Annotated in this window: 23 protein-coding genes; 14 read left to right on the top strand and 9 right to left on the bottom strand. The window is 69.6% G+C overall.

All coding sequences use genetic code 11. The features are described from left to right. Window positions 1-242 precede the first annotated feature (242 nt). Window positions 243-968, bottom strand: a complete 726-nt coding sequence (locus tag EIM47_RS14685; protein WP_125077333.1) for a hypothetical protein — start codon at window positions 966-968, stop codon at window positions 243-245. A 66-nt stretch (window positions 969-1,034) separates the two neighbouring features. On the opposite strand from EIM47_RS14685, the gene EIM47_RS14680 reads away from it, so the two are divergent. Beyond that, the gene (locus tag EIM47_RS14680) at window positions 1,035-1,217 is read left to right on the top strand and encodes a hypothetical protein (RefSeq protein ID WP_125077332.1); all 183 of its coding nucleotides are present in this window, start codon (window positions 1,035-1,037) and stop codon (window positions 1,215-1,217) included. 42 nt (window positions 1,218-1,259) lie between these two features. On the opposite strand, the gene EIM47_RS14675 is transcribed toward EIM47_RS14680, so the two are convergent. From EIM47_RS14675 to EIM47_RS14655, 5 genes are all read right to left on the bottom strand, one after another. After that, window positions 1,260-1,952, bottom strand: a complete 693-nt coding sequence (locus EIM47_RS14675) for a hypothetical protein (protein ID WP_125077331.1) — start codon at window positions 1,950-1,952, stop codon at window positions 1,260-1,262. Window positions 1,953-2,032: 80 nt separating this feature from the next. After that, on the bottom strand, window positions 2,033-3,175 hold the full coding sequence (locus EIM47_RS14670; RefSeq protein WP_164514625.1) for a DUF3800 domain-containing protein: 1,143 nt from the start codon (window positions 3,173-3,175) through the stop codon (window positions 2,033-2,035). 100 nt (window positions 3,176-3,275) lie between these two features. Then, window positions 3,276-4,046, bottom strand: a complete 771-nt coding sequence (locus tag EIM47_RS14665) for an NrdJb (protein ID WP_125077329.1) — start codon at window positions 4,044-4,046, stop codon at window positions 3,276-3,278. A 100-nt stretch (window positions 4,047-4,146) separates the two neighbouring features. Further along, window positions 4,147-4,929 (bottom strand): histone H1-like protein, encoded by a 783-nt coding sequence (locus tag EIM47_RS14660; RefSeq protein WP_125077328.1) that lies wholly within the window; start codon window positions 4,927-4,929, stop codon window positions 4,147-4,149. 160 nt (window positions 4,930-5,089) lie between these two features. Beyond that, entirely contained in the window at window positions 5,090-7,246 is a 2,157-nt protein-coding gene (locus tag EIM47_RS14655) for an adenosylcobalamin-dependent ribonucleoside-diphosphate reductase (protein ID WP_125077327.1), read from the bottom strand. 492 nt (window positions 7,247-7,738) lie between these two features. Here EIM47_RS14655 and EIM47_RS14650 point away from each other — a divergent pair, with 492 nt between their 5' ends. From EIM47_RS14650 to EIM47_RS14615, 8 genes are all read left to right on the top strand, one after another. Then, window positions 7,739-9,193 carry a Do family serine endopeptidase gene (locus EIM47_RS14650; protein WP_125077326.1) on the top strand — a complete coding sequence of 485 codons (1,455 nt, stop codon included), beginning with the start codon at window positions 7,739-7,741 and terminating at the stop codon, window positions 9,191-9,193. Between the two features lie 87 nt (window positions 9,194-9,280). Further along, the gene (locus tag EIM47_RS14645) at window positions 9,281-9,640 is read left to right on the top strand and encodes a hypothetical protein (protein ID WP_019398035.1); all 360 of its coding nucleotides are present in this window, start codon (window positions 9,281-9,283) and stop codon (window positions 9,638-9,640) included. A gap of 9 nt (window positions 9,641-9,649) precedes the next feature. Continuing rightward, window positions 9,650-10,150 carry a phage holin family protein gene (locus tag EIM47_RS14640; RefSeq protein WP_125077325.1) on the top strand — a complete coding sequence of 167 codons (501 nt, stop codon included), beginning with the start codon at window positions 9,650-9,652 and terminating at the stop codon, window positions 10,148-10,150. After that, a complete protein-coding gene (locus tag EIM47_RS14635) occupies window positions 10,147-10,632 on the top strand; it encodes a protein sip-5 (protein WP_125077324.1) in 486 nt (161 codons plus the stop codon). Before EIM47_RS14640 ends, EIM47_RS14635 begins: the two co-directional genes overlap by 4 nt. Before the next feature lie 54 nt (window positions 10,633-10,686). Then, window positions 10,687-11,817 (top strand): AI-2E family transporter, encoded by a 1,131-nt coding sequence (locus EIM47_RS14630; protein ID WP_026010565.1) that lies wholly within the window; start codon window positions 10,687-10,689, stop codon window positions 11,815-11,817. Between the two features lie 85 nt (window positions 11,818-11,902). Next, entirely contained in the window at window positions 11,903-12,634 is a 732-nt protein-coding gene (locus EIM47_RS14625; RefSeq protein ID WP_019398834.1) for an HAD family hydrolase, read from the top strand. Further along, window positions 12,631-13,995: a leucyl aminopeptidase family protein gene (locus EIM47_RS14620; protein ID WP_028915090.1), complete on the top strand. Its 1,365-nt coding sequence runs from the start codon at window positions 12,631-12,633 to the stop codon at window positions 13,993-13,995. The genes EIM47_RS14625 and EIM47_RS14620 overlap by 4 nt, the downstream gene beginning before the upstream one ends. 362 nt (window positions 13,996-14,357) lie before the next feature. Further along, window positions 14,358-15,365, top strand: coding sequence for a hypothetical protein (locus tag EIM47_RS14615; protein WP_125077323.1), 1,008 nt, complete (start codon window positions 14,358-14,360; stop codon window positions 15,363-15,365). Between the two features lie 3 nt (window positions 15,366-15,368). Here EIM47_RS14615 and EIM47_RS14610 read toward each other — a convergent pair whose 3' ends face one another. Both EIM47_RS14610 and EIM47_RS14605 read right to left on the bottom strand, forming a co-directional pair. Next, a complete protein-coding gene (locus tag EIM47_RS14610; protein WP_019398837.1) occupies window positions 15,369-15,971 on the bottom strand; it encodes a response regulator transcription factor in 603 nt (200 codons plus the stop codon). After that, a complete protein-coding gene (locus tag EIM47_RS14605; protein WP_125077322.1) occupies window positions 15,968-17,230 on the bottom strand; it encodes a sensor histidine kinase in 1,263 nt (420 codons plus the stop codon). Before EIM47_RS14605 ends, EIM47_RS14610 begins: the two co-directional genes overlap by 4 nt. A gap of 296 nt (window positions 17,231-17,526) precedes the next feature. On the opposite strand from EIM47_RS14605, the gene EIM47_RS14600 reads away from it, so the two are divergent. From EIM47_RS14600 to EIM47_RS14585, 4 genes are all read left to right on the top strand, one after another. Then, a complete protein-coding gene (locus tag EIM47_RS14600) occupies window positions 17,527-18,768 on the top strand; it encodes an efflux RND transporter periplasmic adaptor subunit (RefSeq protein WP_028915093.1) in 1,242 nt (413 codons plus the stop codon). 70 nt (window positions 18,769-18,838) lie between these two features. Next, the gene (locus EIM47_RS14595; RefSeq protein WP_019398840.1) at window positions 18,839-19,531 is read left to right on the top strand and encodes an ABC transporter ATP-binding protein; all 693 of its coding nucleotides are present in this window, start codon (window positions 18,839-18,841) and stop codon (window positions 19,529-19,531) included. 18 nt (window positions 19,532-19,549) lie between these two features. Then, window positions 19,550-20,716, top strand: coding sequence for an ABC transporter permease (locus EIM47_RS14590; RefSeq protein ID WP_019398841.1), 1,167 nt, complete (start codon window positions 19,550-19,552; stop codon window positions 20,714-20,716). A gap of 10 nt (window positions 20,717-20,726) precedes the next feature. Further along, window positions 20,727-22,046, top strand: a complete 1,320-nt coding sequence (locus EIM47_RS14585) for an ABC transporter permease (protein WP_125077321.1) — start codon at window positions 20,727-20,729, stop codon at window positions 22,044-22,046. Window positions 22,047-22,403: 357 nt separating this feature from the next. Here EIM47_RS14585 and EIM47_RS14580 read toward each other — a convergent pair whose 3' ends face one another. Then, window positions 22,404-22,970 (bottom strand): adenylate kinase, encoded by a 567-nt coding sequence (locus EIM47_RS14580; RefSeq protein ID WP_026010567.1) that lies wholly within the window; start codon window positions 22,968-22,970, stop codon window positions 22,404-22,406. A 152-nt stretch (window positions 22,971-23,122) separates the two neighbouring features. Here EIM47_RS14580 and EIM47_RS14575 point away from each other — a divergent pair, with 152 nt between their 5' ends. After that, window positions 23,123-24,391, top strand: a complete 1,269-nt coding sequence (locus tag EIM47_RS14575; protein WP_125077320.1) for a 6-phosphofructokinase — start codon at window positions 23,123-23,125, stop codon at window positions 24,389-24,391. The last annotated feature ends 4 nt before the right edge of the window (window positions 24,392-24,395 follow it).

The following is a 24,395-nucleotide window of genomic DNA, read 5'->3' as shown; positions in this document are numbered from 1 at the left end:
AACGATCTGGGTCTCGGTGAAACGGGACTTCTTCATGGAACCTCCTGGCTGGGGAAAACATGCCAGAAAGTTCTACTTATGGGGTGTCTGCGGATCGGGGAAGCTTACGATGGAGGCGCACCTTACCGCTTTAGCCCGCACCCATCGAAGGCGGAAGCCGGGGGCACAACAACGTGCGACTCATACTGCAGCGCATCGACGGCGCACCGCGCCACCGCACTTCCCGCCACCCCGCTCGACCGTCACTCAGCCGCACCAAACTTGTGATCCAGGATCGTGCAAAGATCCAAGGGGAGAATCGGCCGGCAATGCAGGCGCACACGTGACGTGGCAGTCATGTAGTTGATGAACTTTCTGTCAAAAGTAAGGAAGTAGCGAACGTCTGATCGCTCTGCAGTCCAGAGATGGAAAACATCAATGATCTTGTCGTCACGGGGAGGAAGGCTGCCACACAACTCGCAGAATCGACTGAGGTGCCGCAACCCCTCCACCTCAAACTCGGGCAATCGAAATCGCTCGGTCAGGAGTGCAATCCTCTCTTCGCTCATGTGCGCCCACTGCCTAAGCATCTCAAAGAATTCCAAGCGGACCTTCTTGTCAGAGAACTCTTCCAACGGCAGACCTTGGTATCGCGATCGTTCGACAGCAGAAGGCAGGTGTTCGAACTCAACACCATTGAACAACTCACCGTCTGGACTGCCAGTCCTCATCGACTCAGAGCTGCTCCAATGCTCTAGAAGAAGCTCTTCACTTATTGCCGGCTTCACACGCCCGGCGCGAGCGTGGCCGCTGATGCGCTTGAGGAACGGAATCTGCTCGAACTTCCACTCCTCCCCTGCCCTCGGACGCCTCAACCTGAGTTGAGCGTGCCGATTGCTTTGCCGCACCCGTCCGTCAACGATCTCCGGGGGCGGGACAACGAAATCATCCAGCTGACAGAAGCGATAGAGAGAGTTGTCGAAAAGCACCCGTATTGGATCACTTTCCATTCTTCACCCCCGCCGATTTATTGCAACCGATAACGGCACAGCCCCATGGCGACGACCATCAGCAGCAGCGCCGTGACGAAAATCCGCTTCAATGACTCGATCGGCATTTGCCCCGACGGCCGCGATCTCGAGATTGTAACCAGTACAGCCAGCACTTTCGTTCTGGAGCATCCTTCGGCCGCCGCCACCAGAAAAAAATGGACTTGTCCTCTGATATTACCGCCCTAACCAAGGCTAAAACTGCACCTTACGCGCCCCATCAGTAAATTATCAAGAAATACTTATGCTTTTTGCGAGACTAATAACTAACCCGATCACCAGGACGGCAATGATTAGAACAAAGAGGCCAAGCATATATTCTGCGGCAACAGCACGCCACCCGAACGCAGTATACGATTTCACTCCACCTATCGCATGATCTTCATGGGTGGCACGCACACTGTCTACCAAAACGAAAGGACCCACCCAAAACTCAATTGTCACCTTCTGCCCCGGCCTCAACTCAGCCAGCCGAACAGACCTACGATCTTTTCTCGCCTCCTCGGTACTAGCACGGTAGAACAATGGATCAAAGTCGAAATCTACAGTAACGGACTTAGCTGTCCTCTTTCCCTTATTTTCTAGCGTTACGCGGATGAGGCGACTGATGCGATCAGTCCTGGCATCCATGGGAATCCGCTTAAGAAGTGCACTAGCAAACTCATCGCACTTGTCTCGGAACCTCACGCCATCGGCGTCCACCAAACGATCCAGAATGCCGCTAGCGGCCATCAGTACCGAATGCGATAAATTTTCCCCGACGACCTCGTTTAGATAATACGAAACTGGCGGCGCGGGATCGTGAGTTATGCTGACACTCATGGCAACTCGATGCTGCTTCTCTGTCAGAGTTCTCCATAACTTGATCATCCCGAGAATCGCAGCGATAGCTGCTGCAATTTGACTGATCAGTGCCATGCTCATTTTTTTTATTCCTCCAGCCCTCTGTATTGGCACGTAACCAGCCGGCCAAACCAAGCATCGTTTGGACCAGTCTAAACTCGCTAGATTAAGTCCGTTAGACTTCGGATGCACTTGAATCTATCCTGCGCCAGAAGGTTTGTTTCGCCATAAGTTGCCGCTCTAACAATCTGCGCTGCACTCTTAACACGCCTTAGAGCAGGCACTACTTGCGCATCAGTTAATTCTATGTAGCTCTCCACATCCCTCATTGATGCAGGAAGCTTGTAACCCGGACCGGGACCAGATGCTTTACTGCTAACAAGTACACCATCGTCGCGAAGCGGACCAACAATTTTGCTTCTTAGCGCCTGCGCGCCGAGGGGCCTATCCGCCACACGATTAAGCTTTCCCTCAATGATATCCGCCCTAAGATAATCACCCGCAGCAACCATAGAGTGTTCTATTAGGGCCTTCAGGAACTCACACCTAAGAAGGAGATCTTCTGGACCGTTCTGATGCGCTTCGATGTATCTTATGGCGCGCTGCAGGGCCTCCTGCCTAATGAGGCAATCGATTTTCTCATCAGGATCTAATGCCCCTCCAGCACCCCAGAGGAGAGGTTTAGGCCAATCCCAGGTACAGCACACTTGGCTAAGTACGGCGTAAAGTCGATCTCGACTTGCGACGTCGCTCTCATCGGTAAGTTTCGCTATTGAACCAGCATACAAGTCAGCAACCTGGATCCCTAAGGAAGTCGCGCTATCGAGCACCTCAAATTTCCTACGAGGGAACAGGTCGTCCTCCTTGAAACGCGCATGCAGGTAGCTGACAAAGCTTACTTTGAATTCCCTTCTTCCTTTCTCGTCGAAATAGACTTCGCTGACCCCTGACGCTGGCAGATATCTGCAAAAGTCATCAGCGAAATATTTGATGAAGGACTTCGGGAATCTCAGACCGCTGCTAGAGCCGATAAGCGACTTGCGAACGCGGTATGCGATAACTGAGAAGGGAGGCAGGTGCTCTTGCGCGTACGCAAGAATTTTCAAGCGGCGCTCCAGGTTCCCGCCTACCTTAGAGGACTTAATCTCGCCTCTCTGGAAGTACCTACAACGTAGTTCAGATGCCTTATTGATGAAGGCCTCGGCATGATTTCCGGCAACCATTACTGCCGCTAGAACGTAGAACTCGGAGGCGCCCCTGCCGATGTTGAGGTTTTCATCCCCTGATTCATCGATATAGATCACACGATCCCGCACTGGACCTCCTCGCGAGACTCCAAGAAAAGGGCCAGGTTCACTTCTGAACAACTGGCCCCTTGGTCTCACTCAACGATGTCGCAAACCCTCACCCGCACTTGCTATACCCGCAGTTCAAGCACGTCGCGCAGCCGTCCATGATCACCAGCGCCTTGGTGCTGCACTTGTGGCACATGGTGGCGCTGGGCGGGAAGCTGGTGCCTTCGCCGGTCACGGCGACGTCTTCCTCGCGGGCGGCGGCGGTGCCGTTGACGGCGGCGCTGGCGCCCTTGGCGCGCTCTTCGTACTGCTTGCGCTTCTCGGCGATCAGGGCCTTCTGGTGGGCGCTCATCTCCGGGTCGTGGATCAGGCCGATGGACTTCATGTGCTCCTCGACCACGGCGCCGATCTCGGCCACCAGGGAGGGCATGTACACGCCGCCGGCCTTGAAGTAGCCGCCGCGCGGGTCGAACACGGCCTTCATCTCCTCCACCAGGAAGGTCACGTCGCCGCCCTTGCGGAACACGGCGGACATGATGCGGGTCAGGGCGACGATCCACTGGAAGTGGTCCATCGACTTGGAGTTGATGAACACCTCGAACGGGCGGCGCAGCTCGTGCTCGGTGCCGGCGTTGAGCACGATGTCGTTGATGGTCACGTACATGGCGTGCTCCACCAGCGGCGACTTGATCTTGTAGGTGCTGCCGATCAGGACGTCCGGGCGCTCGATGCGCTCGTGCATCTGGATGACGTTGTCCTTGGCCTCGCTGCTGGCCGCTTCGCGATCGGCGACGGGCGCCGGCGCGGCGGTCTCGCGCGCCTTGTCGTCCGGGGTGACGACGGCGTAGCCCTTGATTTTCCTGTCGATCTTCACGGCCATGGGGCTGGATCCTCTTTCTGGTCGGTTCTTCTGGTTATGGATACGGGGCGGCGGGGCCGCGGCTCCTCCCGCCGGGGCGGGAGGAGCCTTGCAGGGGTTTTCAGCGGGTGCGGCGGGCGGCGGCCTTGCGGGCCGGGGCCTTCTTCGCCACGGTCTTGCGGGCGACGGCCTTCTTCGCGACCGCCTTCCTTGCAACGGTCTTCTTGGCGACGGTCTTCCTGGCGACGGCCTTCTTCGCCGCGGGCTTCTTCGCCACCTTCTTCGCGGCCTTGGCCGCCTTCTTCACCGCCTTCTTGGCGGCGGCGGCCTTCTTCGCGACGACGACCTTGCGGCCGACGGCCACCTTCTTGGCCGCGGCCTTCTTGGCGGCGGTCTTGCGGGTGGCAGCGCGCGCGGCGATGCGGCTGCGGGCGGTGCTCGCCTCGGCGGCGGCGTTGGCCTTGGCCGTCTGCAGTTTGGTGCGGGCCTTGGCCACGGCCTTCTTGGCCGCCTTCTTCGCCGTGCCGCGGGCCTTGTCGGCGGTGGCCTTGGCCTTCTTCGCAGCGGCAGTGGCCTTCCTGGCCGCGGTGCTGGCCTTCTTCGCGACCGTGGCGGCCTTTTCCTTCGCCTTCTTCGCCACGGTGGCGGCCTTCCCGGCGACCTTGGCGCGGGTGCGGGCCGCGGCCTTCTTCACCTTGGCGACCACCGGCTCGGCGGCGGGTTCGGCCTCGGCTTCGGGGGCCGGCGCCGGCGCGGCCGGGGCTTCGGCGGCGGTCAGCGCCTCCGGAGCCTGGGCCTCGCCGGCGGCCTGCGCCTCGGCGACGGGGGTCGCGGTGTCGTTGCTGGTGGCGGGATGGACGGCGTCCTCGGTCAGGGTCGCCGTCACACCATTGCTGTTGCTCATGGGGCCCTCCTTGGGCTCGCTGGATGTGGTCATCGGGACACTCTCACTGGCTCCGGGCGCCGTTTACCGCAGGAAGCCGGGGCGGGCGCCCGGAAAGCGCGCGCCCCGGCCGGGGACCTCGGGACGGGCCGCGGGCTTGCGGGCCCGCGCCGCCCTCCGGTCAGAACTTGCCGTAATACCCTTCCTTGAGGGCGTCGAACAGGTTGGCGGCGGTGTGGGTCTCGCCGTCGTACTCGATCTCCTCGTTGCCCTTGACCTCCACCACCGAGCCGTCTTCCAGCTCGAAGCGGTACAGGGTGTTCTCCAGGTCCTTTTCCTTGACCAGCACGCCCTGGAAGGCGGCCGGGTTGAAGCGGAACGTGGTGCAGCCCTTCAGGCCCTGCTTGTACGCGTACAGGTAGATGTCCTTGAACTGCTCGTACGGGTAGTCGGTGGGGACGTTGGCGGTCTTGGAGATGGAGCTGTCCACCCACTTCTGGGCGGCGGCCTGCACGTCCACGTGCTCCTTCGGCGAGATGTCGTCGGCGGAGATGAAGTAGTCCGGCAGCTTCGCCTCCGGGTCGTCGGAGAACGGCATCGCCTTGGGGTTGACGAAGTGGCGGTAGGCCAGCAGTTCGTAGCTGTAGACGTCCACCTTCTCCTTGCTCTTCTTGCCCTCGCGGATCACGTTGCGGCTGTAGTGGTGCGCGAACGAGGGCTCGATGCCGTTGGAGGCGTTGTTGGCCAGCGACAGGGAGATGGTGCCGGTCGGGGCGATGGAGCTGTGGTGGGTGAAGCGGGCGCCGACCTCGGCCAGCTCGTCCACCAGGTCCGGGGCCACGGTGGCGATGCGCTGCATGTAGCGGCTGTAGCGGGCGTGCAGCACCTTGCCTTCGATCTCCTGGCCCACGCGCCAGCCGTCCTTCGCCATCTCCGGGCGCTGGCGCAGCATCTGCGGGGTCACGGTGAAGGTCTCGTCCATGATCGGGGCCGGGCCCTTCTCCTTGGCCAGCGACAGGCCCACTTCCCAGCCGGCCACGGCCATCTCCCGGGCCACCTGCTCGGTGAACTCCAGGCTCTCGGCCGAGCCGTACTTCATCTTGAGCATGGTCAGGGTCGAGCCCAGGCCCAGGAAGCCCATGCCGTGGCGGCGCTTGCGCAGGATCTCCTGGCGCTGCTGCTCCAGCGGCAGGCCGTTGACCTCGACCACGTTGTCCAGCATGCGGGTGAACACGCGCACCACTTCCTTGTACTCCTCCCAGTCGAAGGAGGCCTTGTCGGTGAAGGGGTCGCGCACGAACTTGGTCAGGTTGACCGAGCCCAGCAGGCAGGCGCCGTACGGCGGCAGCGGCTGCTCGCCGCAGGGGTTGGTGGCGCGGATGTTCTCGCACCACCAGTTGTTGTTCATCTCGTTGACACGGTCGATCAGGATGAAGCCCGGCTCGGCGTAGTCGTACGTCGAGACCATGATCATGTCCCACAGGTGCCGCGCCTTGATGTGGCCGTAGACGCGGCAGGCGACCATCCCGTCGTCGCGCACGATGTAGGCGTCGTCGTGGGCCGGCCAGTCGCGCCAGACCACCTGCTCGGGGTTGGAGAGATCCAGGTCGGCCTCTTCCTTGCGGTTGACCGGGAACACCAGCGGCCAGTCGGCGTCGTTCTCCACCGCCTGCATGAAGCCGTCGGTGACCAGCAGCGAGAGGTTGAACTGGCGCAGGCGCCCGTCCTCGCGCTTGGCGCGGATGAAGTCCTTAACGTCCGGGTGGGAGACATCGAAGGTGCCCATCTGCGCGCCGCGGCGGCCGCCGGCCGACGAGACGGTGAAGCACATCTTGTCGAAGATATCCATGAAGGACATCGGGCCGGAGGTGTAGGCGCCGGCGCCGGCCACGAACGCGCCGCGCGGGCGCAGGGTCGAGAACTCGTAGCCGATGCCGCAGCCGGCCTTCAGGGTCAGGCCGGCCTCGTGGACCTTCTGCAGGATGCCGTCCATCGAGTCGCCGATGGTGCCGGAGACGGTGCAGTTGATGGTGCTGGTGGCCGGCTTGTGCTCCTGCGCGCCGGCGTTGGAGGTGATGCGGCCGGCCGGGATCGCGCCGCGGCGCAGCGCCCACAGGAAACGCTCGTACCAGTAGGTGCGCTTCTCTTCGGTCTGCTCGGCATCGGCCAGGGCCCGGGCCACGCGCTGGTAGGTGCCGTCGACATCGGCGTCCAGCGGCACCCCCTGCTTGGTCTTCAGGCGGTACTTCTTGTCCCAGATGTCCTGGGAAGCCGGCTGCAGCGGGATCTCCGCGACGGGTTTGTCCGTATTGACCACTTCGAGGCGCACCGTACTCATGCTGTTGGGATCTCCTTCCGCACCGTAATCCAGTTGGGGGCCGGGGTGGGAACGAGAAGGGCACGCCGTGGCGACGCGAAGACGCGCCGCCTGCCGGAGTCAGGCGCCGGGTTTGTCGCGGCCTGCGCGGCCGCTTCCGTACGCAATTTCCTGTCCCATCCGCTCGCCGCTCCGGCGTTGGGCCCGCAGTGTTGGCTATTCACCTAAACCACCAATCACTGGGGCCAGCGTTGTGTTCGACCGCTATATCTAGTGGCTCGACAGGCGGCCAAGCTAAGCCCGGGCGGCGGGCAGTGTCAACCGCGATCCGACAAACGCAGCAACGGCGGGAGCGGGCTTCCGGGCGGGGGCGTACGGAACAGATGGAATGCGCAGGTCAAGAGGGGTTTCACCGCCGGTTTAGCGCCCCGGGGCGACACTCGTTCAGCTTGATGACGTGCCCTGCCGCCCCCATGGTGGCGGCGTTCCCATCCACGCCAGCCAGGAACCTGCATGCGCCGCGCGACCACGCTCATCGCCCTGACCGCTGCCGCCGCCTTCGGGGGCTTTGCCGCCACCGCCGTGCGCGAAGCCCTGGACAACCGCGCCCACGCCAGCCCCGCCCCGGTGCCGGCCGCGCCGGCGCCGACCGCCAGCGTGCCCATGGCCGCCGCCCTGCCGGTGGCGGTGGACGGGCAGCAGCTGCCCTCGCTGGCGCCGATGCTGCAGCGGGTGCTGCCGGCGGTGGTCAGCATCCACACCAAGACCCGGGTGCGGGTGCGCAACCCGTTCTTCGACGACCCGTTCTTCCGGCGCATGTTCCCGCAGGTGCCGCAGGAGCGGATCGACGAGTCGCTGGGCTCGGGCGTGATCATCGACGCCGGCCGCGGCTACGTGCTGACCAACCACCACGTGATCGAGGGCGCCGACGACGTGTCGGTGTCGCTGGCCGACGGCCGCACCTTCACCGCCGAGTTCCTCGGCTCGGACGCGGACACCGACGTGGCCCTGATCCGGATCCCGGCCGAGAAGCTGACCGAGCTGCCGCTGGGCGACAGCAGCAAGCTGCAGGTGGGCGACTTCGTGGTCGCCATCGGCAACCCGTTCGGCCTGAGCCAGACGGTCACCTCCGGCATCGTCTCGGCGGTGGGCCGCAGCGGCATCCGCGGCCTGGGCTACCAGAACTTCATCCAGACCGACGCCTCGATCAACCCGGGCAACTCCGGCGGCGCCCTGGTCAACCTGCGCGGCGAGCTGGTTGGCATCAACACCGCCTCGCTCAACCCGCGCGGCTCGATGGCCGGCAACATCGGCCTGGGCCTGGCCATCCCCTCCAACCTGGCGCGCGACGTGGTGCAGCAGCTGGTGACCACCGGCGAGGTGCGCCGCGGCACCCTGGGCGTGGACACCCAGCCGCTGGACGCGCGCCTGGCGCGCAGCCTGGGCCTGCCGGAGAACCAGCAGGGCGCGCTGGTGGCGCGGGTGCACGCCAACTCCGGCGCCGCCGCCGCGGGCCTGCGCCCGGGCGACGTGATCGTGGAGGCCGGTGGCCAGCGCATCACCAGCCCGATGGCGCTGCACAACTTCGAGGGCCTGCAGCCGGTGGGCTCGCAGGTGCCGCTGCGGGTGCTGCGCGACGGCCGCACCCTGGAGCTGCGCGCGACCCTGCGCGAGCAGCCGCGCAGCCTGGCCGGTGACGCGGTCGACCCGCGCCTGGCCGGCGCCACCCTGGCCGAGCTGCCGGAGCCGCTGCGCCAGGCGCGCGGCCAGGGCGTGCTGGTGGAGCGGGTGGCCAGCGGCAGCCGCGCCGAGGCCAACGGCCTGCGCCCGGGCGACATCATCACCGCCACCAGCGCCGGCCAGGTCTCGGACCTGTCCTCGCTGCGCTCGAGCCTGGCCGACACGCCGCGGCAGTTGGTGCTGCTGATCGAGCGCGGTAACGTGCGCGGGCGGCTGGTGCTGCAGTAAGCGCCAGCCGTAACGGACCCTACACCGCGGGCGTGGTCAGATGGCCGCGCCCATGCCGTCCCGGCATCCCCATCCAGGAGAACGCAGATGAGCCCGAACCCGAGCGAGAACATCAAGGAAAACCTCAGCGAGGCCGGTGCCCACCTGAAGTCGGCCGCCGGTGCCGCCGGCGAGGCGCTGCGTGGCGCCGCCACCGCCGCCGGCGACGAGCTGCGCCTGGGCAAGGCCAACGTCAAGGCCGAGCTGGCCGATACCGCGCTGTCGGGGCTGGCCGCCGCCGAGCTGGGCGGCGAGGCCGCGCGCGAGCAGGTGGACGCCCTGCTCGACAAGGGCCGCGACCTGCTGGACAGCGCCGCCGAACTGATCCGCGAGCGCCCGCTGGCCTCCTTCGGCGTGGCCTTCGCCGCCGGCTGGCTGGTGGCCGCGCTGAGCCGCCGCGACCGCTGACGCACGGCCGTGGGCGAAGGGGAGCACACCGGGGACGCCGGCCCGCAGGCTGGCGCGCCGCCGCCGCTGGACGAGACGATCCGCCAGGTCGGTGACGCCGGGCGCGAGGCGCTGGGCGCCACCGCCGATTCGCTGCGCGCCCTGCGCGCGCTGCTGTCGGCCGACATCGCCATGGCCCGCTCGGCCATGGGCCGGGCCCTGGCCTGGACCGGCGTGGCGGTGGTGTTCGGGGCCTCGGCCTGGCTGCTGGCCACTGCCGCGGCGGTGGCGCTGATGCAGCGCCTGGGGCTGTCCTGGCTCAGCGCGCTGTCGATCGCTGCCCTGTTCAACATCGGCGTATGCGCGCTGGCCGCCTGGCGCACGGCGCGCTTCTTCGACTACATGGGCCTGCACGCCACCCGTCGCCAGCTGAGCCGCATGGGCCTGTTCCAGGAGGACGAGGACGAGCCCGCGCCTGCGCCGCAGCCGCCGCAGGCCCCGCCGCCCGCGTCCCCGGAGGCGCCGCGATGAGGTTCGAGCATCTGCGCCAGCGGGTGGAGCGCGCCGAGGCGCGCGTGCAGCGCTGCATGGACCGCGCCGAGGACAGCCGCACCCACCTGCGCGAGCACTGGCGGCTGGGCTGGACCCCGCCGCGGATCGTGGTTGCCGGCCTGGTGGCCGGGTTCCTGGTCGGCCGCGCCGAGCCGCTGGCACGGATTGGCGCGGCGCGCTGGCTGCAGTTGCTGGGCACCACCTCGACCATGCTGGCCTCGATCCGCGCCGCCGCTGCCTCGGCCACCGCCGAGGAAGCGGCCGAGACCGCGGCCGAGGGCGCGGCAACCGCGGAGTTCGCGGCCAGCGCCGCCCCGGCACAGGCCGCGGCGGCCGCCGCCGACGCGGTGGCCGGGGCGCGGCCACAGCCGGCGCCCACCTATACCTACGCCGGCCCGCCGCCAGGCGCGCCGCGCGCACCGGCCCCGGCCGAAGCGGCCACCGACGTCTCCGAGCGCTAGCCGCGCCATCCCGCATCCCCCAACGCCACGCCGGCGTCCGCCGCCCGAGGCCGCATGTCTTCCCCGCCTTCCAATCCGCCCTCCCCCGATACGCCGGTCGTCGCCGAGCCGGTGCCGGTGCCGATCGACGCGCACCTGCCGCACCTGCGCCCGCGCGCGCCCGGTTCGCTGGTGGTGCTGGCCACCCTGGCAGTGGGCTTCACCCTGTGGGCGGCGCAGGAGGTGATCCTGCCGATCCTGCTGGCGATGTTCTTCGCCCTGGTCGGCAATCCGCTGATCCGGCTGCTGCGGCGGCTGTGGATCCCGCGCTTCCTGGCCGCGCTGCTGGTGCTGCTGGCCGGCCTGGCCGGCACCACCCTGCTGGCGGTGCAGCTGGTGGAGCCGGCCACCGCCTGGGCCGAGCAGGCCCCGCGCGAGGCGCGCAAGATCGGCCGCGAGCTGCAGAACCTGACCAAGCCGATGCACGAGGCCAACCGCATCGCCGAGGACATGGCCCGCGCCGCCGCCGGCGAGGCCAACCGCAAGGTGCAGGTGGTGCGCACCCGGGTCGACGATCCCTACGCGGTGCTGACCCGCACCCCGCGCCTGCTGGCCTCGGTGCTGGCGGTGATCCTGCTGACGTTCTTCTTCATGGTCTACGGCGAGAACCTGCAGCGGAACGCGATCGCGCTGCTGCCGGGGCGGCAGCAGAAGAAGTTCACGGTGGAGATCCTGCAGTCGATCGAGCACCAGGTGTCGCGCTACGTGCTGACCATCAGCCTGATCAACGCCACGGTGGGCCTGGTGTTCGCCGGCATCCTGGTGCTGCTGCGCTTCCCGCTGCAGGAGGCGCTGCTGTGGGGCACGATGGTGATGCTGCTCAACTACGCGCCGTACGTGGGCCCGCTGATCGGCATGATCGCGATGCTGCTGGTGGGCTTCATCCGCTTCGACGAGACCCTGGCCTCGGTGACCCCGGCGGTGCTGTACCTGGTGCTGCACACCATCGAGGGCCAGCTGGTCACCCCGATCATCCTCGGCCGCAGCATGGCGCTGTCGCCGCTGGTGCTGATCCTGGCGCTGATGCTGTTCGGCTGGCTGTGGGGCCTGGTCGGCCTGCTGCTGGCGGTGCCGCTGCTGGTGTGCGTGAAGCTGGTGCTGGAGCAGGTCGAGGGCATGCAGGGCTGGGCCAGGCTGCTGGAATGACCGTCGGTCTGGCTACCCATCCGGGGAGAGCGCCTTTCACGGAGTGTTCCGCCCACGCCCGCGGCCCCGGGCCTACAATGCCCCGGTGAGCTTCACCGTCCGCGCCATCACCCTCGACCTCGACGACACGCTGTGGCCGTTCGCCCCGATCGGCGCGCGCATCGACCAGGTCCTGCACGAGTGGATGCTCCAGCACAGCCCGGCCACCGCGGCGATGTTCCCGGTGGAGGCGATGCGCGAGCTGCGCGAGCGCTCCTTCCGCGACAACCCGCACCTGCACCACGACCTCTCCGCCCTGCGCCGGCTGACCATCGCCGAGGCGCTGCAGGCCAGCGGCGCGTCCATGGACCTGCTGGAGCCGGCCTACGAGGTGTTCTACGCCGCCCGCAACCAGGTCGAGTGCTACCCCGACGCGATCGGGGCCCTGGCGCGCATCTCCGCGCGCGTGCCGGTGGCGGCGGTGAGCAACGGCAACGCCGACCTGGAGCGGATCGGGCTGATGCAGCACTTCGCCTTCCAGCTGGGCTCGCGCGACCACGGCTACGCCAAGCCGCACCCGAGCATCTTCCACGCCGCCTGCCAGCGGCTGGGCTGCGGCCACGGCGAGGTGCTGCACGTGGGCGACCACGTGGAGATGGACGTGGCCGGCGCCGCGCGCGCCGGCCTGCGCACCTGCTGGATCAACCGCACCGGCGCGGCCTGGTCGCACCCGGAGCTGGAGCCGGACCTGGAGTTCGACACCCTGACCGCGCTGGCCGACTGGCTGGACGCCCACCTGGCCGACGCCTGCCGGCCGACTTCCGGAACCTACGCATGAACCCCGCTTACGCCACCCCAGGCACCCCTGCCCTTCCCCTGTACCTGCTCGACCGCGCCGGCTTTGCCGCCTGGCGCGACGCCCAGCCCGCCGCCGTGTCCGCGTGGCTGAAGGCGCAGGCCTTCGACGCCGCGCCCGGCAGCGCGGTGCTGCTGCCGGGCAGCGATGGCATCGCCGGCGCGGTGCTGGGCGTGGGCGACCGCCTGGATCCGTATGCCTACGCCCACGGTCCGCAGGCCCTGCCCGAGGGCGCCTGGGCGCCGCAGGGCGAACTGCCGGCCGACCAGCTGGCCGCGCTGCAGCTGGGCTGGGGCCTGGGCAGCTACCGCTTCGCCCGCTACAAGCAGGGCGGCCGCGCCCCGGCGCAGCTGCTGCTGGAATCCACCGACGCCGAGGCGCTGGACGTGCTGGCCGCCTGCGTGCGCGTGCGCGACTGGGTCAACACCCCGACCGAGGACATGGGCCCGGAGCAGCTGGAGGCCATCGCCCGCGAGCTGGCGCAGGCGCACGGCGCGCAGCTGGAGGTGGTCGCCGGCGAGGAACTGCTGGCACAGAACTTCCCGGCGATCCACGCGGTCGGCCGCGCCTCGCACCGCGCCCCGCGCCTGATCGCGCTGCGCTGGGGCGATGCCGCGCATCCGCACGCGGCCCTGGTCGGCAAGGGCGTGTGCTTCGACACCGGCGGCCTGGACCTGAAGCCGGCCGACGGCATGCGCAACATGAAGAAGGACATGGGCGGCGCCGCGCACGCGCTGGCCCTGGCCGGGCTGGTGATGGCGCGCAGGCTGCCGCTGCGCCTGACCGTGCTGGTGCCGGCAGTGGAGAACGCGGTCGGCCCGAACGCGCTGCGCCCGGGCGAGATCATTGCCACCCGCAAGGGGGTGAGCGTGGAGGTGGACAACACCGACGCCGAGGGCCGCCTGATCCTGTGCGACGCGCTGGCCTATGCCGCCGAGCAGCAGCCGGCGCTGGTGCTGGACTTCGCCACCCTGACCGGCGCGGCGCGCATCGCCCTGGGCCCGGACCTGCCGGCGCTGTTCGCCAACGACGACGCCCTGGCCGAGGGCTGGCTGGCCGCCGGCCGGGATACCCGCGACCCGGTCTGGCGCATGCCGCTGTGGCGCCCCTACCTGCGCTACCTGGCCAGCAACGTGGCCGACCTGGCCAATGCCGGCTCGCGCATGGCCGGCGCGGTGACCGCGGCGCTGTACCTGGAGCGCTTCCTGCCCGAGAGCCTGCCGTGGGCGCACCTGGACACCTACGCCTGGAACGACAGCGCGCGCCCGGGCCGACCGGCCGGCGGCGAGGCCCTGGGCCTGCGCTCGGCCTACGCCCTGCTGAAGGCGCGCAGCGCGGGCTGAGTGCCGCCCTCGCCCCGGCACCTGCCGGGGCGATACGGGATGGCGTTCCCGCGCAGCCCGGACAAGGCCGCACACCGCGTGCCTGGAGTGCGGCCCGGCCCGGGCCGTCGCCACGGCCCTGCTGCCGCAAGGCGCGAGGCGAGGTGCCACGCCTCGCCAGGCCTTCGTACCGCAGCGGCGCGGTACGGCTCGCTTGCCCGGTCCACGCCGCCTGCAACCGCGCCTGTACCGTTCGCCGGAATCCCGACGCAGTTGGCGGAAGCGCGCGCGCCGGCTATGCCATCCTCACGCCGCGTCGACGGTGGGAATGGCCTGGACCGGCCGCCCGGTACCGCCGCCGCCGAACGGCAACGGAGGGCAGGATGCTCGGCAAGCTGGGGATGGGCGCGTGGTCGGGCGCGGCGTGGATCGCCGGGCCGGGCCTGGCGCTGCCGGGACGCGGCCTGTCCGCGGTCGATGCGGTGCTGGCCTGGCTTGGCATGGCCGCGCTCGCGGGGCTGTGCTGGATGATCCACGGCCACCGCCAGCGCCGGCGCCAGGCACTGCTGCAGCGCACCCGGGGCGGCCAGCCGCTGGAAGCCGACCTGCGCACCAGTTACCTGCTGCTGCTCGCCGCCGGTTCGGGGGTGCTGCTGTTGCTCGCCGCGTTGCTGCTGCAGGCCGGCGCCTGGCTGCTGGCCGCGCTGCTGACCCTGGCCGCGCTGCTGGGGATCGCGCTCACCTGGGACCTGCTGCTGGCGTTCCGCCGCCCCGGGCCGATGCTGCGCATGGACCGGCATGGCGTGAGTTCGGCCGCGTACGGACGCATCCCCTGGTGCGACGTGATCGGCATCGAGCTGCAAAGCGTGCGCCACCGCCATGGCAGCATGCACACCCTGGCGCTGTGCGTGCGCAACCCCGGCCGTTACCTGGAACACGCCACCCCGCTGCTGCGCTGGATCCGGCGCCGGCTGCGCGACGAGCCCATCGGCACGCTGATGCTCGACCTCAACGCGCTGGACGAGGAGGCCGGGGTGATCCACCACACCGCGCTGGCGCTGCGCCGGCGCGACCCGGCGCCGTTCCTGGAGGCCTGGACCCGCCACATGGACCGCACCGCGGTCGAGGCCTTCATCGAGGCGCGCGGGCTGGACAGCGAGCGCGAACGCATCATCGCCGAGCTGCAGGCGGTCGGGGAGCAGGCGCCGCTGCCGGCCACGGTGGCCAGGCCCGCGCCGCAGGCGCCCAGCGAGGCGGCCGAGCTGCACTTCCGCCGGGCGCTGGCCGCGCACGTGCGGCGCACCCGGCGGCGGGCGCGCGACGCACGGCTGGCGTCGTGGGTGGTGCTGGGCCTGGCGCTGCTGGTGGCGCTGGTCGTCCTGCTGCGCTGAGTGCTACAGCCAGCCCTTCTGCCGCGCCAGGCGGTGGGCCTCAATGCGGTTGGCCGCGCCCAGCTTGCCGATCGCCTCGGACAGGTAGTTGCGCACCGTGCCCTGGGACAGGTTGAGGCGGGCGGCGATCTCGGCCGAGGACAGGCCCTCGCCGGCCAGGCGCAGCACCTGGCGCTCGCGGTCGTTGAGCGGGTCGGCCTCGGTCCAGGCCTCCATCGCCAGCTCCGGGTCGATCGCGCGGCCGCCGCGGTGCACGGTGCGCAGTGCCTCGGCCAGGCGCTCGGCCGGGGCGTCCTTGAGCAGGTAGCCGCGCACCCCGGCATCCAGCGCGCGGCGCAGGAAGCCGGCGCGGGCGAAGGTGGTCACGATCACCACCTTCACCGGCAGTTCGTGGCGGGCGATGCGCGCGGCCAGGTCGAGGCCGCCGAGGCCGGGCATCTCGATGTCGGTGACCAGCACGTCAGGCTGCAGGCGCTGCAGCTCGCGCCAGGCAGCCTCGCCGTCGGCCACCGCGCCGGCGACCTCGATGTCGGATTCCATCGACAGCAGCGCGGCCAGCGCGCCGCGCACCATGGCCTGGTCTTCGGCCAGCAGGACTCGGATCACGGGGCATGCGGCGAGGCGGACATGCCGTCGAAGTTACCAGAGCCGCGCTGCGCACCGGCAGCCCCGGCCGCGGCGGGCGCATCGACCGCCTGCGGCGCCACCGCCTCGCGCAGCGGCACCTCGACCACCAGCCGGGTGCCGCGCGGCTGCGCCGGTTCCCAGCGCACCCGTCCGCCCAGCGCATGCACGCGCTCGCGCATGCCGGCCAGGCCGTTGCCGGGGCGGATCGCGCCGCCGCGGCCATCATCCTCCACCAGCAGCCGGCAGCGCCCGCCCTCGGCCGCCAGCGACACGCCCACCTGGCGCGCACGCGCGTGGCGGTGGACGTTGGTCACCGCTTCGCGCAGGCACAGCGCCAGTACCGTCTCCAGTTCCGGCGCCAGCGCCGAGGCGTCGTTGCGGTGCACCTGCAGGTCGATGCGCTCGCCACCCAGCAGCAGGCGCGCGGCCGCCAGCTCGGCGGCGAACTCGGCGCTGCGGATGCCGCTGACCGCGCGCCGCACCTGGGCCAGGGCCTCGCGCGCGATCCCCGCCAGCTCGCCGATCTCGCGCTGCGCCGCCTGCGGGTCGCGCGGCAGCAGCTTGCCGGCCAGGTCGGCCTTCAGCGCCACCAGCGACAGGGTGTGGCCGAGCAGGTCGTGCAGGTCGCGGCCGATGCGCTCGCGCTCGGCGGTGGCGGCCAGCCGCCGCACTTCCTCCTGCGACAGCTCCAGCGCCTGGTCCTTGCGCTCCAGCACCCGCTGCGACTGCACCACCACGCCCACCGCCAGGGTGGTCACCGGCATCCACACCATCGAGGTCCACGGATAGCCGAACGCGCGCGCCGCCAGCACGAACAGCACGTTCAGCGCCAGCAGCGCCAGCGGATAGCCCCACCAGCTGCGCCACGGGCCGAAGCCCAGGAAGATGCAGCCGAAGATGAAGTAGCTCATGCCCGACGGGTACCAGCGCAGCAGCACCAGGCACAGCGCCATCATGCCCAGCGCCGGCAGGCGCACGCGCCGCCGCGGCGCCAGCAGCACGCGCACGTACAGGGCCACGAACAGCGGGTAGGAAACCAGGGTCAGCGCCCACCAGAGCGGGTTGTAGCCCTGCGGGGTGAACACCGGGACGATGAACACCCACATCGTCCACAGCAGGTGCACGAACTCGGTCCACAGCGGGCGGCCGCGGCGCACCGCGCAGCCGGCGATCGAATCCGGCGCCGGGCGCAGCCAGGCCCGGAGGCGTTCGGTGGTGCGGGGGACGGGTGCTGACATCGGCTTCTCCTCGGCTGCGCCACGGGCCGTGCGGAGCGATGGTACGCCCGCCGCGGCCCGCGCAGTCTCCCGCGCGCGCGGGTGCCGGCCCATGCATGGCTGCCACCGAAGACGGATGACAGCCGTCACTGGGACGCGGCCGCCGCGGCGCCCAAGCTTGCCCTGCGCCGTCCATCCCGCCGCAGGCCGGTTCCGTCGCACCGGCGGCAGGCTCGGCCACAAAGTGACTTCCGGCAACTCGCGCCGGGGCATCCTGCGGGCGGACACTCCACGGCAGCTCCAGGCAAGGGACCGCAATGAACGACTCCGCCGAACTGCTCAAGCAACTGCGCATCGAGCGCGACAAGCCGGGCCAGGGCACGCCGCCCGGGCGCCAGCTCCTGTACCCGCTGCTGATCGCCGCGCTGGTGCTGGCCATCATCGCCGCCGCCTGGTTCCTGCTGCGGCGCGAGCCGGCGCCGGAAGTGCGCACCGCGCAGGCGGTGCCGCTGGCCTCCGGGCCGGCGGCGGCTTCGGTGCTGGACGCCAGCGGCTACGTGGTCGCGCGGCGCATGGCGACGGTGTCGGCCAAGGTCACCGGACGCGTCCAGGAAGTGCTGATCGAGGAAGGCATGCAGGTCGCCGAGGGCCAGGTGCTGGCGCGCCTGGACCCGGTGGACGCCGATGCCCAGCGCGCGCTGGCGCAGTCGCAGCTGGCCGCCGCGCGCAGCCAGATCGAGAGCGTGCAGGCGCAGCTGGTGGACGCGGAAGCCAGCGCCAGCCGCCTGGAACGGCTGGCCGCCGGGCAGCTGGTCTCGCGCGCGCAGTACGACCAGGCCGTGGCCCAGCGCGACAGCCTGCGCGCGCAGCTGGCAACCGCCCGCCGCAACGCGCAGGTGGCCGCCGACCAGCTGCGCATCGCCGACCACGGCGTGGACAACACCATCGTGCGCGCGCCGTTCTCCGGCGTGGTCATCGCCAAGGCCGCCCAGCCCGGCGAGATCGTCTCGCCGCTGGCCACCGGCGGCTTCACCCGCACCGGCATCGGCACCATCGTCGACATGGATTCGCTGGAGGTCGAGGTCGACGTGGGCGAGGCCTACATCGGCCGGGTCAAGGCGAAGATGCCGGTGGAAGCCACGCTCAACGCCTACCCGGACTGGAAGATCCCGGCCGAGGTGGTCGCCACCATCCCCACCGCCGACCGCGGCAAGGCCACGGTCAAGGTGCGCATCGCGCTCAAGGTGAAGGACCCGCGGATCGTGCCGGACATGGGCGTGACCGTGAGCTTCCTGGAGCAGGCCCCGGAAGCCGGCGACGAACAGCCGCGCGCCGGCGTGCGCGTGCCATCCGGGGCCCTGGTCGAGCGCGACGGCCGCACCGTGGCCTTCGTGCTCGGCGACGACGACCGCGTGCGCCTGCGCCAGGTGCAGGCCGTGCCCTCCACCGCCAGCACCCGCGACGTCACCTCCGGCCTGGCCCCGGGCGAGCTGGTGGTGCTCGATCCGCCGCAGGACCTGGCCGACGGCGACCTGGTCAAGGTCGCCGGCGGCGGCTGATCCGCCGCGCCGCGTCCGCGGCGTCCTCCTTTCCCCCGGCCCACCGGCCACGCATGCACGAGGCACAGCCATGGCAACCCTGGTTTCGATCCGCAACCTGACCAAGACCTACCAGCGCGGCCCGGAGAAGGTCGAAGTGCTGCACGGCATCGACCTGGACATCGAGGAAGGCGACTTCGTCGCGCTGATGGGCCCCTCCGGCTCGGGCAAGACCACCCTGCTGAACCTGATCGGCGGGCTGGACTCGCCCACCTCCGGCAGCATCGAGGTCGCCGGCCAGCGCATCGACCAGCTCGGCGCCGGCAAGCTCTCGCACTGGCGCAGCCAGCACGTGGGCTACGTGTTCCAGTTCTACAACCTGATGCCGGCGCTGACCGCGCAGAAGAACGTGGAGCTGCCGCTGCTGCTGACCAAGCTCGGCGCCGCCCAGCGCAAGCGCAACGCGCAGATCGCGCTGCAGCTGGTGGGCCTGTCCGAGCGCATGTCGCACAAGCCCAGCGAACTGTCCGGCGGCCAGCAGCAGCGCGTGGCCATCGCCCGCGCGATCGTCTCCGACCCGACGTTGCTGATCTGCGACGAGCCCACCGGCGACCTGGACCGGCAATCGGCCGAGGAGATCCTGGGCCTGCTGCAGCAGCTCAACCGCGAGCACGGCAAGACCATCGTGATGGTCACCCACGACCCGAAGGCGGCCGAATACGCCAGCCACACCCTGCACCTGGACAAGGGCACCCTGGTCGAACAGGCGCCGCAGGCGGCCTGACCGGGCGGAGGACATGCGATGAAATACTTCCACCTGATATGGGCGGCGCTGTTCCGGCGCCGGACCCGCACCCTCCTCACCCTCGCCTCGATCATGGCGGCGTTCCTGCTGTTCGGCCTGCTCGACGGCATCCGCACCTCCTTCGCCGACCTGGGCCGCAGCGCCGACGGCGCGCAGCGCCTGCGCACCGGCTCGCGGCTGTCGATGATCGAGACCCTGCCGCTGTCGCTGGCGCCGCGCATCGCGCGGCTGGACAACGTCGAGGCGGTGACCTGGGCCAACTGGTTCGGCGGCGCCTACCAGGACCCGCGCAACCAGCTGTTCACCTTCGCGGTGGCGCCCAACTACCTGGACCTGTACCCGGAGATCGAGGTCGACCCGGCGCAGCGCCAGGCCTGGGCCGGCAACCGCACCGGCATCCTGGTCGGCGAGACCCTGATGCGGCGCTTCGGCTGGAAGGTGGGCCAGCAGATCCCGCTGCAGTCCACGATCTTCCCCAACCGCGACGGCAGCCTGAACTGGTCGTTCCAGATCGACGGCGTGCTGCGCCCGCGCGACGGCGAGGAATCCGGCTTCACCGGGATGATGGTGCTGCTGCACTACGAGTACTTCGAGGAGTCCACGCCGTACGTGGACGGCAACGTCGGCTGGTACATCAGCCGCGTGAGCGACGTGCGCCGCAGCGACGCGGTGGCCAGGGCGATCGACGCGCTGTCGGCCAACTCGCCGCACGAGACCAAGACCATGAGCGAGCAGGCAGCGATGGCCTCGCAGCTCAAGCAGATGGCCGACATCGGCCTGATCGTGGGCTCGATCATGGGCGCGGTGTTCTTCACCCTGCTGCTGCTGACCGGCAACACCATGGCCCAGGCGGTGCGCGAGCGCACCTCCGAGCTGGCGGTGCTGCGCACCATCGGCTTCACCGCGCAGTCGGTGCTGGGCATGGTCCTGGCCGAATCGGTGCTGCTGGTGCTGCTGGGCGGCGTGCTCGGCCTCGGCCTGGCCACGCTGATCGGGCCGGTGGCCAAGGCCGCCAGCGGCGGCATGCTGAACCTGCCGGAGATCGGCTGGCGCAGCTGGATGCTGGGCCTGGGGCTGATGGCCGGCATCGGCCTGCTGGTGGGCGCCCTGCCCGCGCTGCGGGCGATGCGCCTGAACATCGTCGACGCGCTGGCCGGGCGCTAGGAGGAACCCCATGAAACTGCTCAAGTCCCTGCTCTCCGGCACCGCGATGTTCCTGGTGCTGGTGGTGTTCCTGGCGGCGTGGATCGCGCTGCCGTGGCCGGCGCTGCTCGGCCTGGCCGTGCTGTTCGCGCTGTGGATGCTGCTGGCCCGCAGCGGCCGCCAGGCGGCCTCGGTCACCCGGGTCGGGGTCAGCACCCTGGCCCAGCGCCTGGGTGGCTCCTCGGTGGTGGTGATCGGCATCGCCGGCGTGGTCGGCGTGCTGGTCGCGCTGCTGGCGATGGGCGAGGGCTACCGCCACACCGTCGGCAACAGCGGCAACGACGAGACCGCGATCGTGCTGCGCGGCGGCTCCTCGGCCGAACTGATGTCGGTGCTGGACCGCGAGGCGATCACCGTGATCGAGCGCGCGCCGCAGATCGCGCGCGACGGCGAGGGGCGGCCGCTGGCCTCGGCCGAGCTGCTGGTGGCGGCCAACCTGCCGCTGCGCGGCGGCGAGGACGATGGCAGCGTGACCCTGCGCGGCGTCGGCCCGATGGCCTGGGCGGTGCGCCCGAACATCAGGCTGGTCGCCGGCCGCCAGTTCCAGCCCGGCCGCCGCGAGCTGGTGGTCGGCACCGGCACCCAGCGCCAGTTCGCGGGCCTGGAGGTCGGCAAGTCGGTGCGCCTGGGCAACGAGCCCTGGGAGGTGGTCGGCGTGTTCGAATCCGGCGATTCGATGGAATCGGAGATGTGGGCCGACGCCGAGATCGTCGCCACCACCTTCCGCCGCGGCAGCAGCCGCGCCAGCGTGGTCGCCCGGCTCACCGGCACGCGCGACTTCGATGCGTTCAAGGCCACCCTCGCCGCCGACCCGCGGCTGAAGGTGGAGGCCACCACCACCCGCGAGTACTTCCAGCGGCAGTCGGAGGGCATGGCCAAGCAGCTGCGCATCATCGGCATCGTGGTCGGTTCGATCATGGCGATCGGCGCGGTGTTCGGCGCGCTCAACACCATGTTCGCCTCGGTCGCCTCGCGTGCCCGCGAGATCGCCACCCTGCGCGCGATCGGCTTCCGCGGCATGCCGGTGGTGGTGGCGGTGATGCTGGAGACCATGCTGCTGGCCGCGACCGGCGGCGTGCTCGGCGGCCTGCTGGCCTGGCTGATCTTCAACGGCTACACCGCCTCGACCCTGGCCGGCGGCGTGGCCCAGCTGACGTTCGAGTTCAAGGTCACCCCGGGGCTGCTGTGGGAAGGCCTGAAGTGGGCGCTGGCGATCGGCTTCATCGGCGGCCTGTTCCCGGCCGTGCGCGCGGCGCGGCTGCCGGTGACCGAGGCGCTGCGGGCGGCATGAGCCGCGCGCGCCGCCGCAACGCCGGAACCGACGCCCGGCCTGGTGCCGGGCGTCCCTTTTGGGGAAGGCGACAAGCCACCGGGTCCCGGCTTGTGCCGGGGCCGCGGAAGTTGCTGCTCCGCATGGCGAGGGTCCAGCTGCATGGCCCCCGGCAAGGCGGAAGGCGGCGTCCCCGACGTTGCAGGGCGTTCCTGGCCCCGGATGCGCCTCGCTTGTCCGGCTGCGGCAACCGGCAGCCCATCGGCCCAGGGAAAAAAAACGCGCCACCCGAAGCTGGCGCGCTTTCCATGTCGCAGCCGGCAAGCACATCCCCGGCCCTCTGCCCAACCCCTCGCGCGGAGGGGAACGCAGGCCGCCTCAGGCCTTCTTCAGCGCGGCCAGGATGCGGGCGGTGATCTCGTCCATGCTACCCACGCCGTCGATGCGGGTGAGCGTGCCGCGGTTTTCGTAGAAGCCGATCACCGGGGCGGTGGAGTCGTTGTACACCTGCAGGCGCTTGCGCACCGACTCGGGGTTGTCGTCGTCGCGGCCCTCGGCCTTGGCACGGCCGGCGATGCGCTCGACCAGCAGGTCGGTCGGCACGTCCAGCTGCACCACCGCGTCCAGCGGCTGGCCGATCTTGGCCAGCAGGCCGTCCAGGGCGTCGGCCTGGGCGAGGTTGCGCGGATAGCCGTCGAGGATGAAGCCCTTGGCCACGTCGTCGCGGCCCAGGCGCGACTCCAGCATGCCGAGCAGGATGTCGTCGGACACCAGCTCGCCGCGGGCCATCACTTCCTTCGCCTGCTGCCCCAGCGGGCTGCCCGCGGCCACTTCGGCGCGCAGCAGGTCGCCGGTGGAAATATGCGGGACGCCCAGCGTTTCCTTCAGTCGCGTGGCCTGGGTTCCCTTGCCGGAGCCCGGTGGGCCGAGTAGCACTAGTCGCATCAATCGACTCCCTGGATGAATGTTCCGTAGGGGCCCGGGGCGCTAGACTCCCCACGTCCCTGGCGGCGCGTGACGCGCCGCACCAAGGTCCGGCAGCTTACCGCATCCGGCCCGCCAGTCACAGAAAAATGTCCCGTCCCCAGGAGTTGTCCATGGCCCGAGCCAAATCCGCAGGCACCCTGCTGTACGCCCAGTCCGGCGGTGTTACCGCTGTCATCAACGCCACCGCCAGTGGCGTGATTTCCGAGGCCAGGGCCCGGGGCGTGAAGGTCCTGGCGGCCCGCAACGGCATCCTGGGCGCCCTGCGCGAGGAACTGGTGGATACCTCGAAGGAGTCGGCCGCCGCCATCGCCGGCCTGGCCCAGACCCCGGGCGGTGCCTTCGGCTCCTGCCGCTACAAGCTCAAGTCGCTGGAAGCCGACCGCGCCAAGTACGAGCGCCTGCTGCAGGTGCTGCAGGCGCACGACGTGCGCTACTTCCTCTACAACGGCGGCAACGATTCGGCCGACACCGCGTGGAAGGTCTCGCAGCTGGCCAGGGAATTCGGCTACCCGCTGACCTGCATCGGCGTGCCCAAGACCATCGACAACGACCTGGCCGTCACCGACACCTGCCCCGGCTTCGGTTCGGCCGCCAAGTACACCGCCGTGTCCGTGCGCGAGGCGGCGCTGGACGTGGCGGCGATGGCCGAGACCTCGACCAAGGTCTTCGTGTACGAGGCCATGGGCCGCCACGCCGGCTGGCTGGCCGCGGCCGCGGGCCTGGCCGGGCAGTCGCCGGACGACGCCCCGCAGGTCATCCTGTTCCCCGAGCGCGCCTACGACGAGGCCGCGTTCCTGGCCCAGGTCGACAAGGTGGTGAAGAAGGTCGGCTGGTGCGTGGTCGTGGCCAGCGAGGGCATCCGCGACAAGGACGGCAGGTTCGTCGCCGACGCCGGCGGCGGCAAGGACGCGTTCGGCCACACCCAGCTGGGCGGCGTGTCGTCCTACCTGGCCGGCAAGGTCAAGGACAAGCTGGGCTACAAGGTGCACTGGACCCTGCCGGACTACCTGCAGCGCTCGGCCCGCCACATCGCCAGCAAGACCGACTGGGAGCAGGCGCAGGCGGTGGGCAAGGCCGCGGTGCAGTACGCGCTCAAGGGCATGAATGCGGTGATGCCGGTGATCGTGCGCACCTCGTCGGCGCCATACCGCTGGAAGATCGAGCCGGCGCCGCTGCACAAGGTCGCCAACCACGAGAAGACCATGCCGGCCGGCTTCATCCGCAAGGACGGCTTCGGCATCACCGCCAGGGCGCGCGAGTACCTGGAGCCGCTGATCCGCGGCGAGGCACCGCTGGCCTATGGCCGCGACGGCCTGCCGAAGTACGTCACCCTGAAGAACGTGGCGGTGAAGAAGAAGCTGCCGGCCTGGGAAGCCTGACTGC

The organism is Pseudoxanthomonas sp. SGT-18 (assembly GCF_003931645.1).
Taxonomy (GTDB): domain Bacteria; phylum Pseudomonadota; class Gammaproteobacteria; order Xanthomonadales; family Xanthomonadaceae; genus Pseudoxanthomonas.
The sequence above is the reverse complement of the archived record's forward strand: the minus strand, read 5'-3'. Positions and strand labels throughout refer to the sequence as shown.

Bases quoted from the DNA above. Each gene is read 5' to 3' on its own strand.
- EIM47_RS14585 (WP_125077321.1), top strand. From the start codon at position 20,727: ATGAAACTGCTCAAGTCCCTGCTCTCCGGCACCGCGATGTTCCTGGTG.
- EIM47_RS14615 (WP_125077323.1), top strand. From the start codon at position 14,358: ATGCTCGGCAAGCTGGGGATGGGCGCGTGGTCGGGCGCGGCGTGGATC.
- EIM47_RS14655 (WP_125077327.1), bottom strand. From the start codon at position 7,246: ATGAGTACGGTGCGCCTCGAAGTGGTCAATACGGACAAACCCGTCGCG.
- EIM47_RS14665 (WP_125077329.1), bottom strand. From the start codon at position 4,046: ATGGCCGTGAAGATCGACAGGAAAATCAAGGGCTACGCCGTCGTCACC.
- EIM47_RS14630 (WP_026010565.1), top strand. From the start codon at position 10,687: ATGTCTTCCCCGCCTTCCAATCCGCCCTCCCCCGATACGCCGGTCGTC.
- EIM47_RS14660 (WP_125077328.1), bottom strand. From the start codon at position 4,929: ATGAGCAACAGCAATGGTGTGACGGCGACCCTGACCGAGGACGCCGTC.
- EIM47_RS14595 (WP_019398840.1), top strand. From the start codon at position 18,839: ATGGCAACCCTGGTTTCGATCCGCAACCTGACCAAGACCTACCAGCGC.
- EIM47_RS14645 (WP_019398035.1), top strand. From the start codon at position 9,281: ATGAGCCCGAACCCGAGCGAGAACATCAAGGAAAACCTCAGCGAGGCC.
- EIM47_RS14575 (WP_125077320.1), top strand. From the start codon at position 23,123: ATGGCCCGAGCCAAATCCGCAGGCACCCTGCTGTACGCCCAGTCCGGC.
- EIM47_RS14675 (WP_125077331.1), bottom strand. From the start codon at position 1,952: ATGAGCATGGCACTGATCAGTCAAATTGCAGCAGCTATCGCTGCGATT.
- EIM47_RS14635 (WP_125077324.1), top strand. From the start codon at position 10,147: ATGAGGTTCGAGCATCTGCGCCAGCGGGTGGAGCGCGCCGAGGCGCGC.
- EIM47_RS14620 (WP_028915090.1), top strand. From the start codon at position 12,631: ATGAACCCCGCTTACGCCACCCCAGGCACCCCTGCCCTTCCCCTGTAC.
- EIM47_RS14605 (WP_125077322.1), bottom strand. From the start codon at position 17,230: ATGTCAGCACCCGTCCCCCGCACCACCGAACGCCTCCGGGCCTGGCTG.
- EIM47_RS14650 (WP_125077326.1), top strand. From the start codon at position 7,739: ATGCGCCGCGCGACCACGCTCATCGCCCTGACCGCTGCCGCCGCCTTC.
- EIM47_RS14590 (WP_019398841.1), top strand. From the start codon at position 19,550: ATGAAATACTTCCACCTGATATGGGCGGCGCTGTTCCGGCGCCGGACC.
- EIM47_RS14680 (WP_125077332.1), top strand. From the start codon at position 1,035: ATGGCGACGACCATCAGCAGCAGCGCCGTGACGAAAATCCGCTTCAAT.
- EIM47_RS14600 (WP_028915093.1), top strand. From the start codon at position 17,527: ATGAACGACTCCGCCGAACTGCTCAAGCAACTGCGCATCGAGCGCGAC.
- EIM47_RS14580 (WP_026010567.1), bottom strand. From the start codon at position 22,970: ATGCGACTAGTGCTACTCGGCCCACCGGGCTCCGGCAAGGGAACCCAG.